Source organism: Dactylosporangium sucinum (genome assembly GCF_014647515.1).
In the GTDB taxonomy this organism is placed as follows: Bacteria; Actinomycetota; Actinomycetes; order Mycobacteriales; family Micromonosporaceae; genus Dactylosporangium; species Dactylosporangium sucinum.
This window is the reverse complement of sequence record NZ_BMPI01000002.1, coordinates 54,616-69,214: the sequence shown is the minus strand read 5'-3', so window position 1 is coordinate 69,214 and position 14,599 is coordinate 54,616. Positions and strand designations below refer to the sequence as shown.

At 72.9% G+C, this 14,599-nt stretch carries 9 protein-coding genes; 5 read left to right on the top strand and 4 right to left on the bottom strand.

The window, feature by feature from the left end; translation table 11 throughout:
* The first annotated feature begins 74 nt into the window (after positions 1 to 74).
* Complete coding sequence (locus IEZ31_RS01460) at positions 75 to 821, top strand: HoxN/HupN/NixA family nickel/cobalt transporter (RefSeq protein WP_190247849.1); 747 nt, start codon at positions 75 to 77, stop codon at positions 819 to 821.
* Positions 822 to 829: 8 nt separating this feature from the next.
* On the top strand, positions 830 to 5,788 hold the full coding sequence (locus IEZ31_RS01455) for a carbohydrate-binding protein (protein ID WP_190247848.1): 4,959 nt from the start codon (positions 830 to 832) through the stop codon (positions 5,786 to 5,788).
* A 36-nt stretch (positions 5,789 to 5,824) separates the two neighbouring features.
* Here the strand turns inward: IEZ31_RS01455 and IEZ31_RS01450 are convergent, their stop codons facing one another.
* Genes IEZ31_RS01450 through IEZ31_RS01440 form a run of 3 tightly spaced genes read right to left on the bottom strand, consistent with a single transcriptional unit; the run spans position 5,825 to position 10,022 of the window.
* The gene (locus IEZ31_RS01450) at positions 5,825 to 7,360 is read right to left on the bottom strand and encodes a glycosyltransferase family 39 protein (protein WP_190247847.1); all 1,536 of its coding nucleotides are present in this window, start codon (positions 7,358 to 7,360) and stop codon (positions 5,825 to 5,827) included.
* Positions 7,354 to 8,373, bottom strand: a complete 1,020-nt coding sequence (locus IEZ31_RS01445; protein WP_190247846.1) for a glycoside hydrolase family 26 protein — start codon at positions 8,371 to 8,373, stop codon at positions 7,354 to 7,356. The genes IEZ31_RS01450 and IEZ31_RS01445 overlap by 7 nt, the downstream gene beginning before the upstream one ends.
* Before the next feature lie 2 nt (positions 8,374 to 8,375).
* The gene (locus IEZ31_RS01440) at positions 8,376 to 10,022 is read right to left on the bottom strand and encodes a glycosyltransferase family 2 protein (RefSeq protein WP_190247845.1); all 1,647 of its coding nucleotides are present in this window, start codon (positions 10,020 to 10,022) and stop codon (positions 8,376 to 8,378) included.
* A 207-nt stretch (positions 10,023 to 10,229) separates the two neighbouring features.
* Between IEZ31_RS01440 and IEZ31_RS01435 the strand changes: the two genes are divergently transcribed.
* From IEZ31_RS01435 to IEZ31_RS01425, 3 genes are all read left to right on the top strand, one after another.
* On the top strand, positions 10,230 to 12,140 hold the full coding sequence (locus IEZ31_RS01435; protein WP_229833950.1) for a potassium transporter Kup: 1,911 nt from the start codon (positions 10,230 to 10,232) through the stop codon (positions 12,138 to 12,140).
* 225 nt (positions 12,141 to 12,365) lie between these two features.
* Positions 12,366 to 12,734 carry a MerR family transcriptional regulator gene (locus tag IEZ31_RS01430; protein WP_190247843.1) on the top strand — a complete coding sequence of 123 codons (369 nt, stop codon included), beginning with the start codon at positions 12,366 to 12,368 and terminating at the stop codon, positions 12,732 to 12,734.
* Positions 12,735 to 12,777: 43 nt separating this feature from the next.
* The gene (locus IEZ31_RS01425) at positions 12,778 to 13,860 is read left to right on the top strand and encodes an oxidoreductase (RefSeq protein WP_190247842.1); all 1,083 of its coding nucleotides are present in this window, start codon (positions 12,778 to 12,780) and stop codon (positions 13,858 to 13,860) included.
* A 1-nt stretch (position 13,861) separates the two neighbouring features.
* Here IEZ31_RS01425 and IEZ31_RS01420 read toward each other — a convergent pair whose 3' ends face one another.
* A complete protein-coding gene (locus IEZ31_RS01420; protein WP_229833948.1) occupies positions 13,862 to 14,530 on the bottom strand; it encodes a TetR/AcrR family transcriptional regulator in 669 nt (222 codons plus the stop codon).
* Positions 14,531 to 14,599 lie beyond the last annotated feature (69 nt).

Below are 14,599 nucleotides of genomic sequence, written 5' to 3'. Positions count from 1 at the left end.
GGAGCGAAGCGGAGGAGGCCGCTCATCGTGGGCTCAGTGTGGGGCTCGTGCGGCCGGAGCGGAGCGGAGGGCGCATGAGCGATCGGCTGCAGGAGTTCGTCATCGCGCCCGGCATCGCCCCGCTCGCGTTCCTGTTCGCGTTCCTGGCCGGCGCCGGGCACGCGCTCGGGCCCGGGCACGGCAAGAGCCTCGCCGCGGCGTACCTGGCGGGCTCCCGCGGCCGGATCCGCGACGCCGCCTGGCTCGGCGGCTCGGTCGCCGCGATGCACACGGTCTCGGTGCTCGCCATCGGCGTCGCCTGGACGTTCTTCTCGCTCTCCGACCTGGTCCGGATGGAGGCGCTGACCGGCTGGCTCCAGTTGGTCGCCGGCCTCCTGGTCATCGGCACGGGACTCTGGCTGCTCCGTCGTCAGCTGCACGGTCACCATCACCACCACCATCACGACGACCATCACGATCATCATCACCACGAGCCCGGACCCGACCGGGCGCGACGGCCCGGGCTCGTGCTGCTCGGGATGTCCGGCGGGCTCACCCCGTCGCCGGCCGCGTTCCTCGTCCTCGCCACCGGCCTGTTCGTCGGCCGCGCCGGGTTCGCGCTGCTGCTCGTGCTGACCTTCGGCCTCGGCATGGCCGTCGTCCTGTTCGGCGTCGGCGCCCTCGCCGTCGCCGGGCGCACCGTCGTGAGCCGCAAGGCGCACTCGCACCGCCTGCTCCACGTGGCCGCCCGCGTGGCCCCCGTCCTCGCCGCCGGCGGCATCACCGTCTTCGGCGCCGGCATCGTGGCGGTCGCCGCGACGCACCTCATCACCGTTTTGTAAGGAGAACCATGAGGCACCGACTACGGCGCGCGCTCCCGATCGCGCTCGCCGTCGTCCTGGCCGGCGGGTCCGTGCCGACGGACGCCGTCGCGGAGAACGCGCCGCCGCTCACCGGCGGCGCGCCCGTGCTCAACCTGAGCGACGGGCAGACCCTCGAAGGACGGGTCCGGGTCGACGCCGAGCCGACCGCGGAGAACGACTCGGTCGTCGCGCTGACCGTCGACGGCAAGGCCGTGGGGGCCCAGCCGACGAAGGGCACCGCGCGCTTCGCGTTCGACATGGGCGGCAACGGCACCGAGGCCCGCTACCACAACTACATCACCGTCAACGATCACACGGCCGAGGCGGACCGGGTCTACTTCCCGGACATCCCGGGCGGCCGCAGCGGCTCGCTGGAGTTCCCCGGCGCCTGGCTGCACCCGGGCGTCAACACCGTCACGGTGCACGCGGGCGCGAACTGGGTGGACACCACCAACGCCAACGCGGTGGGCGTCGAGACGCTGCCCTTCGGCGAGGGCCTGCGCTGCCCGAACTACGACGACTTCCCGCTGAGCAGCCTGAGCCTCAGCCTGCTCGGCGTCGTGGTCGACGGCGAGCAGAACGCCTTCAGCTACAGCTTCGGCGACGGCACCTGCGGCAGCTCGAAGAACCTGCTGGTCAAGGACCTCACGTTCGTCGTCTCCGGCGAGCCCGGCTCGACCGGCGGCCTCGGCGTCGACCTCGACACCACCACGCTGGACAACGGCGCCCACACGGTCGTCGCGACCACGAAGTCCGGCGCGACGGCGCAGGCCCTGGTCGCGGTCAACAACGCGCCCGCCGGCGCCCCGAAGGTGTCCCCGGCCGACGGCTCGCTGGTGCGCGGCACCCGGCCGGTCATCGCCGCCCTCGCCGGCGCGCCCGGCGTCGGCACCGTGCAGTCGCTGGCGATCGACGGCAGCCCGGCCGAGAACGCCGAGTCGCTCGCGGCCGGCACCGCGACCCTCGCGCTCACCGTCGAGGCCGGCAACTCGGTCGAGGCGAAGTACCACAACTACCTGCTCGTCAACGGTAACCGGGTCGACCTCGGCGGCGACTACGGCGTCGCCGGCGCCGAGAACGTCACGCTCAAGGTGCCGCACCGGTACCTCAAGCCCGGCGACAACACGATCCTGCTGAAGACCGGCGACTACAACGGCACCCTCAACGGCGCCACCTGCGCCAACCACGACGACTTCCGGGTCACCCGGGCGTCGGTCAACCTCACGCTGGGCACGAGCGGGACGGCCACCGCCGGCCCGACGTACCTGGTCACCACCGCCACGAGCGGCGCGGTGACGAGGGAGGCGACGACCGCCGCCTCCCTCGCCCTCGGTGACGGCACGTGCGGCGCCAACAAGGAGGCCGAGTTCCACTTCGACGTGGCGGGCGCCCCGACGACCCGCACGATCGACACGCTCGGCGCCGGCACCGACGCCCACCTGCGGGTGTTCGTCGGCGGCAACGGTGCCGACAGCGGCTTCGACAACGTCGTGCGGATCAACGGCATCCCGCTGAACCTCGGCATCTGGGAGAAGGAGGTCGCCGACCTCGCCTTCCCGAACGAGTGGCTCACGCCGGGCGTCAACGTCGTCGAGTTCGTCGCCGGCAGCGACCACGGCAGCGCCAAGGCGGGCGGCTGCGACAACTACGACGACTTCACGCTGCGCGACTTCCAGCTCGCCCCGGCGGGCGCGAAGGCCACGCTGGTGAGCCGCGAGATCGCCGAGAGCACGGTCACGATCGGCTCGGCAAGCTACCCGGCCGGCCAGCCGGTGACCATCTACATCGGCGACGGCACCTGCGGCAGCAGCAACAACGGCGTGCTCACCAAGACCGTCCTGTTCGACGTCACCGCCGAGAACGGCGGCGCGCTGCCGGCGCTCGGCCGGCGGGCCGACGTCGACACCACCAAGCTCGGCGACGGCGGGCACACCATCACGGCCGTCGTCGGGGACAAGACCTCGACCCGGCGGTTCACCGTCGACAACACGGCGCCCGAGGTCTCCGAGAGCGTGCCGGCCGAGGGCCAGCGGCTCACGTCGACCGTCGCGCTCGTGGTGAAGGTCAAGGACGCCTCCGGGATCGCCGGCACGCCGGTGATCACCCTCGACGGCAAGGCCGTCGCGCAGGGCGACCTGATCGGCCGCGGGCTGGCCGCCGGTGCGCACACGATCGCGGTCTCCGCGACCGACGTGCTCGGCAACGCGGCCACCCGGGAGATCCACTTCACCAGCGCGAGCATCCCGGACGTCCCGTCCGAGCTGACCGCGACCGTCGGCGAGCCCAACGCGCCGGCCGCCACGCTGTCGGCGAAGATCCCCGGCCCGGCCGGCGTGCCGCTCACGGCGACCTTCAGCAAGGCCGACCTGGTCCTGCCGACCAGCGGCTACCAGGGCGTCGCGACCGCCGTGCCGACCACGCTCGACGTGGCTCACGACGCCGTGGTGCAGCTCGGGTCGCTCCAGCCGCTCGACGGCCGGACGATCGACACGCCGTCCGGGCGTGACGTGGTGTTCCAGCGGTACGACCTGAGCGTCGGCACCGCGCAGGAGCCGATCCTGCGGTGGGAGGGCAACATCGACCCCGAGCGGGTCGTGGCGCTGCGCGTGTGGGACCCGGCCGCCAAGCGGTGGACCGTGCTCACCAGCTCCCGCGGACAGGCCGGCCACGCCACGGTGCTGGCCGCGCCGATCGGCGCCGAGCACCGCGACGGCGGTACCGTCCACGTCCTCGTCACCGGCGAGGACCCGTTCGCCGACGACCTGTCGCCGCGCGATGCGACGGCGCAGCAGGACAAGGACCGCTTCGAGGACCCGGCCACCTACGACTTCGCGCTCGCGCACTTCACCGACACGCAGTACCTCAGTGAAGGCGCGGCCGGCGGCACCTACGACGACTGGGACGGCCGCGCCGAGCCCTCCGACGTGATGGCCGCCGAGGAGCAGGCGATCTGGGCCGCGGCGTACCGCGGCACCACCCAGTGGATCGCCGACAACCGCGAGGGACGCAAGATCGCGTACACCGCGCACACCGGCGACATCATCGAGAACGACTACTACGACCCGCTCGCCAAGAACCCCGACGGCACGCTGCTGCGGCCCGGCCTCAACGAGCAGGTCGAGCGGGAGCTCGCGGCGGCGTCGGAGTACCAGAAGGTGCTCGACGACAACGGCGTGGTCAACCAGGTCATCGCCGGCAACCACGACGACCAGCTGGGCGCCGAGACCGGCCCCGACTCCCGGTTCAGCAAGACGTTCAGCGCCGAGCGCTACTACGGCGTCGCCAAGAGCTGGCCGGCGGGCACCGAGTACCACGCGTGGGACGAGCAGGTCGCGGCCGACGGCAGCGTCATCCCCGGCAAGGACAACCAGAACAACTACGTGCTGTTCTCCGCCGGCGGGCTCGACTTCGTCGCGGTCGGCCTGTCGTACGGCGTCACGCCGCAGGAGGCCAGGTGGGCCGACTCGGTCTTCAAGCGGTACAAGGACCGCAACGGCATCCTGCTGTCGCACGACTACCTGAAGCCGTCGGTCAACCCCGACGGCCGCGGGGCGGACTTCTCGGCGCCGGACGGCTCGCCGCTCTACAAGCAGGTCGTCGAGGCCAATCCGAACGTCTTCCTGGTGCTGGCCGGCCACGAGCACGGCGTCGGCACCAACCTGAAGACCAAGGTCGGCGTCACGGTCACGCACGACGTCGTGGAGCTGCTCGCGGACTACCAGTTCTACACGGTCTCCGCCGGTGACCTGTGGCCCGGGCGGGTCGACGCGAACGGCAACATCGACGTCAACGGCGACGGCACGGTGGACCACAAGGCCACCGACCGGCTGCAGTTCGGCGCGAGCTTCCTGCGCCTGCTGCAGTTCGACGTCGACCGGGCCGAGGTGCACATCGACACGTACTCGCCGTTCCTGAACAACTTCGGCGCGACCGAGTACGACATCCGGGCCGACGGCAGCCAGACGAAGCCGCGGTACAACGGGGCCGAGGACAACCTGACCCTGCCGGTCGACCTCACCAGCCGCAAGACGTCGTTCGCCACCGACTCCCTCGCGCTGTACGTGCCGGGCGGCACGATCGGCCGGCAGGACGTCACCGCGAACGGGACGGCGACGGTCGCCTGGCCCGGCCTCGCGCCGGCCACGTCGTACGGCTGGATCGTCTCGGCGAAGAGCGCCGACGGCGGCGAGGCGGTGGCCCAGCCGGCCGTCTTCCGCACGGTCAAGGCCAAGCCGCAGGTGACGGCGACGGCCGCGCCGGTCGACTGGGGCACCGCGGCGACGGTGAACGTCACCGTGGCCGCCGGCGGCCTGCCGGTCACCGGCAAGGTCGAGCTGCGCGAGGGCACCACCGCCCGGGGCACGGCCACGCTGGAGAACGGCAAGGCGAGCTTCACCCTGCCGGCCGGCCTGTCCGGCGGCGTGCACAACCTGACCGCGGCCTTCCTCGGCACCGACGGTTTCGAGGCGGCCGAGGCGGCCGTCGCGGTGACGGTGAGCCTGCCGGCGGCCTGGGCGGCGACGACCCCGTACAAGTTCAACGCCCGGGTCACCTACCAGGGCAAGGTGTACCAGGCCGCGTGGGCGACGCAGAACCAGAAGCCCGGCGACCCGACCGGTCCGTGGCAGGAGATCGCCATGGCCGAGGACGGCGCCGCGCAGTGGACCGCGTCGCGCATCTTCAACAACGGCGAGTACGCCGTCCACCAGGGCAAGCAGTGGCGAGCCATGTGGTGGACCCGCAACCAGGCGCCGGGCGACCCGAACGGCCCCTGGGAGGAGATCGCCCCGCCGCCGCCGGGTGGCGGCCCGGCGGCGTGGACCGCGACCCGGGTCTACAACACCGGTGACCGGGTGACGTACCAGAACCACGTGTACGAGGCGAAGTGGTACACCCGCAACCAGAAGCCGGGCGACAAGAACGGCCCCTGGAAGCTGGTCGGCTGACCGGGTCGGGTCCGGAGCCGACCGGCCCCGACCACATCAGCCAGGCAGTCCTGCTGCTGGTGCCGCCGTTGCCGGGCGCACCAGCAGCAGGACCCGCACCCCCTGGTACTCGTCCATGCGCGCCACGGAGAACTCGTCGCGCAGGAGCCGCGCCTCGGCCGGGTCCATCTCGCCGAACGGGTCGTCGGTCCGGGCGGTGGTCATCAGCCAGACCCGGTCGAAGCGCAGCAGGCAGCCGCGCAGGTCGTCGCAGCGCGCGCCGTCGTAGTTGCCGGCCTCCCGCGGGTCCTGGGCCAGGAAGGCGCCGTGCAGCTCGATGCCGCGCGGCCGCAGGTAGTACGCCGGCATGTGCGGGTGCAGGATCGCGTCGTTGTCGCCGGCGATGACGAGGCCGTCCGTCGGCTTGGCGCCGGCGAAGGCGGCCGAGGCGGCCCGGAAGTCGGGGTAGCCGAGCAGCGGGTCGTGCCGGAGCTCGACGTTGCCGGGCACCATGAGCGCGAACACCCCGACGAGCACGGCCACGCCGGCCCGCCGCGCGATGCTCGACGGCCACGCCGTCGCCGTGCGCCACAGCGCCGCGGCCGCGAGCACGAACCACGGCGGCAGGGCGAACAGCAGGTACCGCAGCGACGCCAGGTTCAGCAGGCCCATCGCCGGGATCACCAGCGCGTACGGGAACGCGGCCCACGTGACGAGCGCGAGGACGCGGCTGCGGGCGGCCGGGACGAGGCACGCCCCGAGCACCGCGAACCACACCACGGCGGCCGCCGCCAGGTCGTTGCGGAACGCGTAGACGACGAGGAACAGCGCCTCGTCGAAGCCGCGGGCACCGCCGCCGATCTGGCCCTGCTGCTGGTACCCCCGGACCACCACCGGCGACAGGGCGAGCAGCGCCGCCCCCGTCGCGACCGCCCAGCCGGCGACCAGGCCGCGCCGGCCGCCCTCCCGGCGCACGCACCACAGCACGGCGAGGCCGTGCGGGAGCAGCACCAGCAGCGCGACCAGGTGCACCGCCCCGGCACCGATCAGCGCCAGGGCGTAGGCGGCCCACCAGCCCCGGCGGGCGCCGTCGAGCAGCCGGAACAGGGCCAGGGTGGCGCCGGACGCGAACATCACGGCGAAGGCGTACGGGCGGGCCGTCTGCGCGTACAGGCCCATGAACGGCACCGCCGACATGAGACAGCCGGCGAGCAGCCCTACGGCCGGCTGGTAGACCCGGGCCGCGATCCGGACCACGAACCAGGTCGCGGCCGCCATCGCCAGCACCGACGGCACGCGCATGGCCAGCGGCGAGTCGCCGAACAGCCGGATCCACCCGTGCATCAGCAGGTAGTACGGCGCCTGCACGGTGTCCAGGTGCCCGATGAGCGTGCCGAAGTCGTGCCGGTCGAGCGTCGAGGCCCACCAGGTCGCGTACTCGTCGAGCCACAGCTGCCGGCTGCGCGCCCCGATGAACCCGGTCGCGAGCGTGAGGACGACCGGCAGGGCGAGCAGCGGCCAGGGCAGCGGCGTGTCGGCCGGGACGGCCCGCCGCCGGCCGGCGACCGCCGGCCGCTCGGTGGCGGTCAGCATGCCGCTCCCGCCTTGCGCAGGCTGCCGGTGAACGCGGCGAGGTTGGCCGGGCTGTCGTCGTAGCGCCAGTCGTACCGCGAACCCTGCCCCGGCGGCCGCATCGACCACACGAAGCCGGCGATGCGCGGGTGCGCCCGCAGCCACGGCCCGAACGCCGTCAGCCAGCCCGTCTTCGCCTTGCTCGGGCGCACCCCGACCTCGGTCAGGATGAGCGGCTTGCTGGTGAAAGAATCGAGTTGGTCCAATGTGGACTTGTAGGTGGCGTCGGGGTTCGCCTCGAACTCGCCGTAGCCGGTGAGGCCGACGAAGTCGACGACGTCGTCGCCCGGGTAGAACTCCCGGATCGGCGTGCGCACGGCGCCGCGCACGATGTTCGGCGACCAGACCCACAGCGCGTTCGTGGCGCCGGCCTCGTCGAAGAGGCGCACGACGTGCCGCCAGGCCTCGCGGTACTGCGCCGGCGTGTTCTTGCCGACCGGCCCCCACGGGTACCAGGCGCCGTTCATCTCGTGCGCGAACCGCAGCAGCAGCGGCTTGCCGTAGGCGCGGATCTCGGCGGCGATGCGCCGGTACTCGGCGTCGTGCGCGCCGTTGATCGTCGACGCGAGGGTCCACCGCGGGTCGTTGACCTTGCCGTCCTGCCACGGTTCGAGGGCGAGCAGCGGCACGCCCGGCAGCGCGGCGAGCTGCGCGGCCGACACGCCGCCGGTGACCGCGCTGAACACCTCGACCCAGCCGGGCCGGCAGCCGGTCGCCGTCGCGATCGTCTCGATCGACGCCGGGTCGGTGTGCAGCGTGTTGACGCCGAACACCGGCCCGTTCCGCAGCACGTCCTCCGGCCGGGCGGCGGCGGTCCTGGTCTCCGGCGACGGGCTGGCCGCCCCGCTGGCCGGGGCGGGGGTGCCGGGGTTCTGGGCGTGGCCGGACGCCGGCCGCTCCGCCTCGCGGCCGGCGAGGCCCGCGAGGGTGATGGCGGCGACCGCGGCCACCCCGAGGATCGTTGCCCTGCGCACGCTCATACCGTCACCCGCGCGGCGTTGCGGGCCCGGCGGGCCGCGGCGAGGACCTCCTGGGCGCTGGTGACGACCGTGCGGTCGGCCGGCTCCGGGTCCGGGTCGGGGTCGGCGACCGGCAGCGCGTACCGGCCGAGCGTCAGCGGCAGCAGGAACCAGGCGGCCGGCAGGGCGAAGAGCACGGTGATCCAGTAGTCCCGCCAGTCGTGGCCGGCGAGGCCCCAGCCGATGCCGGCCCACACCGCGAGCTGGGTCGGCAGCACCCACCAGCGGACCAGCCGCAGCACCCGCCGGGCCGTCGGGGTGTGCCGGGCCGCGCCCGTGGCCACCCAGCCGGCCGTCCGGCCGCGCAGGGCGTCCCAGATGGCGACGGCGTGGCAGAAGCCGATGAGGGCCTGCACCCGCAGTACCACCGGAGTCCATCGGCCGTCGGTCAGCAGGGGCATGACGACCAGCCAGACCAGGAGCGTGCCCGCGAGCGAGAAGTAGTTCATCGGCCGGATCTGCTCCGGGAACCACCACACCATGAGCAGCAGCGGCACCGGGCCGGTGAACGTGGTGACGGCGGTGGCGATGTAGTAGAGGAAGCCGGTCCAGAAGCACAGCTTCTGCCGCCGGGACAGGGCCCGGGTGCGGTGGAACTCGCGGTCGGACAGCAGCGACATCGAGCCGGTGCACCAGCGGTACTGCTGGTTGGCGAAGCCGTCGAGGTTGTCCGGGCACATGCCCTTGGCCAGGATGACCGGGACGTAGCGGGTGACGTACCCGGCGAGCTTCATCCGCACCCCGGTCCACACGTCCTCGCTGTGGCCGATCTGCGCGAACCCGCCGCCCTTCTGCAGGGCTTCGCGGCGGTACAGCGCGTTGGTGCCGACGCAGATCGCCGCGTCGACGCCGTCGCGGGCCGGCTGGATCCAGCGGTAGAACAGCTCCTGGGTGGCGGCCGCCGCCCGCTGGAGCCAGTTGAACCGCGGGTCGGTGACGTCGAAGTACTGCGGCGTCTGCACGATCCCGGTGGCGGGGTCGTCGAAGTACGGCATCATCTCGCGCGTCATGTCGGGGCGCGGCGCGAAGTCGGCGTCGAAGACGTGGATGAAGTCGCCGGTGGAGTGCTCGAACGCGTGCTTGAGGTTGCCCGCCTTCTTCATCCGGCCGCGGTCGGGCCGGCAGAGGTAGACGGCGTGGTAGCGCTCGGCGAGCCAGCGCACCGAGCCCCGGCCGGAGTCGTCGCACACGTAGACGGTGAGCCGGTCGGCCGGCCAGTCCAGGCCGGCCGCGTGCATGATGGTGTTCCGCAGGACGTGCATCGGCTCCCCGGCGGTCATGATGAAGACGTCGACGGTCGGCGGGTCGTCGGGCGGCCGCCAGCCGGCGACCTTCTCCCGGTGCTGGTCGATGTTGGAGCGGCGCCGGCGGGTCGAGGACACGATCGAGACGCCGACGGTCACGGTCAGGAACCCCACGACGAGGAACAGCCCGGCGGTCCACCAGTTGTTCAGCGCGAGTTGCACCAGCCCGTAGGCGACGCCGAGGAACGACGCGACGGAGAACGCGAAGACGCCCCGGCTCTGGGCGCCGTAGTAGAGGAACTTCTCGTTGCGGCCGGGCGGCTCGGGCAGGTACGGCTCGGGCTTGCTGGCGCGACGCACTACCGATGGCCTTTCGTCGATGGCAGACATAGGGCTTCTCCCGGACGGCCGCGGCCGGATCCTCGGCCCGCGGCCGCCCGGCTGAGGGGCGTGACGGCGTCCGGTTCACGATGTGTGTGGATGTCTCGCCCCGCAAGCACAACCCGCCCGATCTCACCCGTCGAATCACCCGGGTGACGGGGTGACCGACGCGGTATCGTGCGCAGAGTGACGGGTCGGCAAGCTGCTGGCGTCGTGCGGCCGGCGCTGGTCGTCGGGGCGCTCGGGGTCGTGTTCGGGGACATCGGGACCAGCCCGATCTACACCCTCCAGACGGTCTTCAACCCGGCGGACCCGCACCCCGTGCCGGTCAGCGTCGACAACGTGTTCGGCGTCGTGTCGCTCGTCTTCTGGTCCGTGATGATCATCGTCACGGTCACGTACGTCCTGCTGGCCATGCGCGTCGACAACGACGGCGAGGGCGGCATCATGGCCCTCATCACGCTCGTGCGGCGGTGGGGCGGCCCGGCCGGGCGGCGCAGCGCCGCCGTGCTCGCCGGGCTCGGCATCTTCGGGGCCGCGCTGTTCTTCGGCGACAGCATGATCACGCCGGCGATCTCGGTGCTGTCGGCGGTCGAGGGCGTCAAGGTGGTGCAGCCGTCGCTCGGCGAGCTCGTCGTGCCGGTCACCGCCGTCATCATCATCGCGCTGTTCCTGGTCCAGCGGCGCGGCACGGCGGCCGTCGGGCGGGTCTTCGGGCCGGTGATGATCCTGTGGTTCGTGACGATCGGCGTCTGCGGGATCACCGGCATCGCCAGGCACCCCGGCATTCTCCGGGCGCTGTCGCCGACCTACGCGGTCGGCTTCCTCGCCGGCCACTTCCACATCGCGTTCTTCGCCCTGGCGGCCGTGGTGCTCGCGGTGACCGGGGCCGAGGCGCTGTACGCCGACATGGGCCACTTCGGCCGCAAGGCCATCACGTGGGGCTGGCTCGGCCTGGTCCTGCCGGCGTGCGTGCTGAGCTACCTCGGCCAGGGCGCGCTGATCCTCGCCGACCCGGCCAACATCAGCGGCCCGTTCTTCCTGCTCGCGCCCTCCTGGGGACGCCTGCCGCTGGTCGTGCTGGCGACCGCGGCGACGGTCATCGCCTCACAGGCGGTGATCACGGGCGCCTACTCGGTGGCCTCCCAGGCGGCCCAGCTCGGGTACCTGCCGCGCCTGCGGGTCACGCACACCTCCGAGTCGACGATCGGCCAGATCTACGTCCCGTGGATCAACTGGCTGCTCATGGTCTCGGTGCTCACGCTGGTCTTCGCGTTCCGCAGCTCGGCCGCGCTCGCCTACGCGTTCGGCATGGCCGTCACCGGCACGATCACCATCACGACCCTGATGTTCTTCTACGTCGCCCGCCAGCGCTGGCACGTCTCGCGCTGGGTGCTCGGCGCCGGCGCGACCGCCCTGCTGCTCGTCGACCTGCTGTTCGTCGGGGCGAACCTGACCAAGCTCGTCCACGGCGCCTGGCTGCCGCTGCTCATCGCGCTCACCGCCTTCACCGTCATGACCACCTGGCAGCGCGGCCGGCAGATCGTCACCGCCGAGCGGCAGCGCCTCGAGGGATCGCTGCCGGAGTTCATCGAGCGGCTGCGCACCGACCACACCCTCACCGTGCGCGTGCCGGGCACGGCCGTGTTCCTCAACCGCGGCCGCCAGACGGCGCCGCTGGCCCTGCGCGACAACGTGGAGCACAACCACGTCCGCCACGACCACGTGATCATCATGTCGATCGAGACCGAGCCGGTCCCGCGCGTCGACCCCGACGACCGCATCGTGGTGGACGACCTCGGCTACGCCGACGACGGCATCCTCCACGTGACCGTCCGCTTCGGGTACGTCGAGCGCCCCGACGTGCCGGCCGCCATGCGGCTGATCGACCGGGAGCGGACCGAGGGCGAGCTGCAGCTGGACCAGGCGTCGTACTTCCTGTCGAAGATCGAGCTGCGCGCCGGCCCGGACCCGGCGCTGGCGCCGTGGCGGAAGCGGCTGTTCATCGCCACCTCGCTCATCACGGCCGACGCGGCCGAGCACTTCAACCTGCCCCGCGACCGCACGGTCATCATGGGCTCCCACATCGAGGTCTGACCCGCTCCCGGGTACACCAGCCGGGCCGGCGCCGGTCGCGCTCCGAACTCGCGGCGCGGGTCCGGGACGCGGGCCCGCGCGCGCTGTGGAGCGGCGTGCTCGGGTGGGGTGGGGCCGGGCGGTTGTGAGAGACGTTGGTCGGTGGCGGTGGCCATGTCGTCGCGGGGCGGATCGTGCCCGCCGCCGGGGTTTTCCAGGTGGACGTCACTGGCCTAGATTCGAGGTATGCGCATCGGGGAGCTTTCGGCGCGGACCGGGGTCAGTGTGCGTTCCATCCGGTATTACGAGCAGCAAGGACTGCTGGTGTCCGCGCGGACCGGCAGTGGGCAGCGGGTGTTCGCCGAGGCCGCCGTCGAGCGGGTGCGGCTCATCCAGCGGCTCTTCGACGCCGGGCTCAGCAGCCGGCGGATGTACGAGCTGCTGCCCTGCATGACCGATCCCGACAGCCGCACCTCCTGGCTCACCGACCGGCTGCGGGAGGAGCGGGAGCGCATGGTCGCGGAGATGGCCGCCCTCGCCCGGACCGTGGCCGCGCTCGACGTCATCGTCGGGGAGATGGCCGTCACGGCGGACCGGGTGCCGAAGGCCGCCTGACGGGCTTGCCCCTGACACCGGTGTCAGCACCTAGCGTCGGGGCATGACCGCCTGCCTCAGCGTCCACCTGCCGGTCGAGCCCGTGACGTTCGCCGGGCTGCCGCTCGCCTCGCCGTTCGTGATGGCGCCGATGACCCGCGCGCAGTCGCCGGGCGGGGTGCCGACCGAGGCCGTCGCCGCGTACTACGCCCGCCGGGCCGCCCACGGTCTCGGGCTCGTCATCACCGAGGGCGTGCTGGTCGGCCACCCCACGGCGGGTCACGAGGATGCGGTACCACGGATGACCCCCGGCGCGGCCGAGGACGGCTGGCGCCGCGTGGTCGACGCCGTGCACGGCGCGGGCGGGCGCATCGCCGCGCAGCTGTGGCACCTCGGCAGCCTGCGGGAGCCGGTCGACGGCGTCACCGCCTGGACGCCGTCCGGGGTGCGCGAGCCGGGCCGGCCGGCGACCCACGCGATGACCGCACGGGACGTCGACGAGCTGCTGGCCGCCTACGTCGGCGCGGCGCGGGTGGCGGCGCGGGCCGGGTTCGACGCCGTGGAGGTGCACGCCGCGCACGGGTACCTGCTCGACGAGTTCCTCTGGCCGTACACGAACCGCCGCACGGACGCGTTCGGCGGCTCCCCGGCCCGCCGCGCGGCGTTCCCGGCCGAGGTCGTGCGGGCGGTCCGCGCCGGGTTCGGCCCGGACCGGCCGGTGATCGTGCGGTTCTCCCAGTTCAAGGAGCGGGCGTTCGAGGCCCGGATCGCCGAGACGCCGGCCGAGCTGGGCGTCGTCCTCGACGCGTTCGCGCAGGCCGGCGCGAGCGCGCTGCACGCCTCGCAGCGACGGTTCTGGGAGCCGGCGTTCCCCGGCGCGGGGCTGAACCTCGCCGGCTGGGCCAAGCGGCTGACCGGCCTGCCGGCGATCACTGTCGGCTCGGTCGGGCTGACCCGCGACTTTCTCACCGGCGCCGGCCCCGGGTCGGTGACCGGGCTGGTGGAGCGGCTGGCGGCCGGCGAGTTCGACCTCGTGGCACTGGGCCGGATCCTGCTCGGCAACCCGGCCTGGGTGACGCACGCGGCGGCCGGCCGGCTCGACGCCATCGCCGACTACCGCAAGGCCCACGAGGACGTCTACTTCTAAGTTAGGCCTGCTGCAGGGCGCGGCGGATGGTGGCGGCGACGACCTCCGGGTCGCGGCGGTCGTGCAGCACGAGGACCGTCGAGCCGCCGTCGCCCGGCGGGGTGCCGGGCTCGGTGAACAGCGCGATGACCTGGGCCATGGCCGCGTCGAGCTCGGCGGCGGGCTCCGCGGTGTCGCGGCGCAGCCAGCGGCGCAGCACGTGGTTGTGGGCGGAGACCACGGCGGCGGCCATGAGCTCGGCGCGCAGGGCCGAGGCGGGCTCGGGGGCCATCCGCCCGGCGATGAACTCGCGGAACAGCCGCTGGTAGCGCGCGACGCTGGCGATCTCCCGGTCGCGCAGGACGGCGATGCGGCTGGTCAGCGCGTAGCGGTGGCGGGCCCGGTCGGCCTCCTCGATGTAGTGCAGCAGCACCAGCCGGACGGCCTCGACGACCGCGACGAGGGCCGAGCCGGCGGTCGAGGTGGCGAGGCGGTCCCGGACGGCGGCGATGAGCCGGTCGTGGTCCGGGAAGATCACGTCCTCCTTCGACCGGTAGTGCCGGAAGAGCGTGGTGCGCCCGACGCCGGCCCGGTCGGCGATGTCGTCGACGGTCGTCTGCTCGTAGCCGCGCTCGTCGAACAGCTCGAAAGCCGCGTCAACGAGCCGCTCGCGTACACCAGTCCCGGTCACCGTGCCATCCTCGCGCATCGTCGCGACAGCCTGTTGCCTCGCGTCCTCGGTATCTAGTACCGTCCGAAT

Coding starts and splice junctions, on each gene's coding strand:
- IEZ31_RS01455 (WP_190247848.1), top strand. CDS start 830: ATGAGGCACCGACTACGGCGCGCGCTCCCGATCGCGCTCGCCGTCGTC.
- IEZ31_RS01425 (WP_190247842.1), top strand. CDS start 12,778: ATGACCGCCTGCCTCAGCGTCCACCTGCCGGTCGAGCCCGTGACGTTC.
- IEZ31_RS01450 (WP_190247847.1), bottom strand. CDS start 7,360: ATGCTGACCGCCACCGAGCGGCCGGCGGTCGCCGGCCGGCGGCGGGCC.
- IEZ31_RS01430 (WP_190247843.1), top strand. CDS start 12,366: ATGCGCATCGGGGAGCTTTCGGCGCGGACCGGGGTCAGTGTGCGTTCC.
- IEZ31_RS01460 (WP_190247849.1), top strand. CDS start 75: ATGAGCGATCGGCTGCAGGAGTTCGTCATCGCGCCCGGCATCGCCCCG.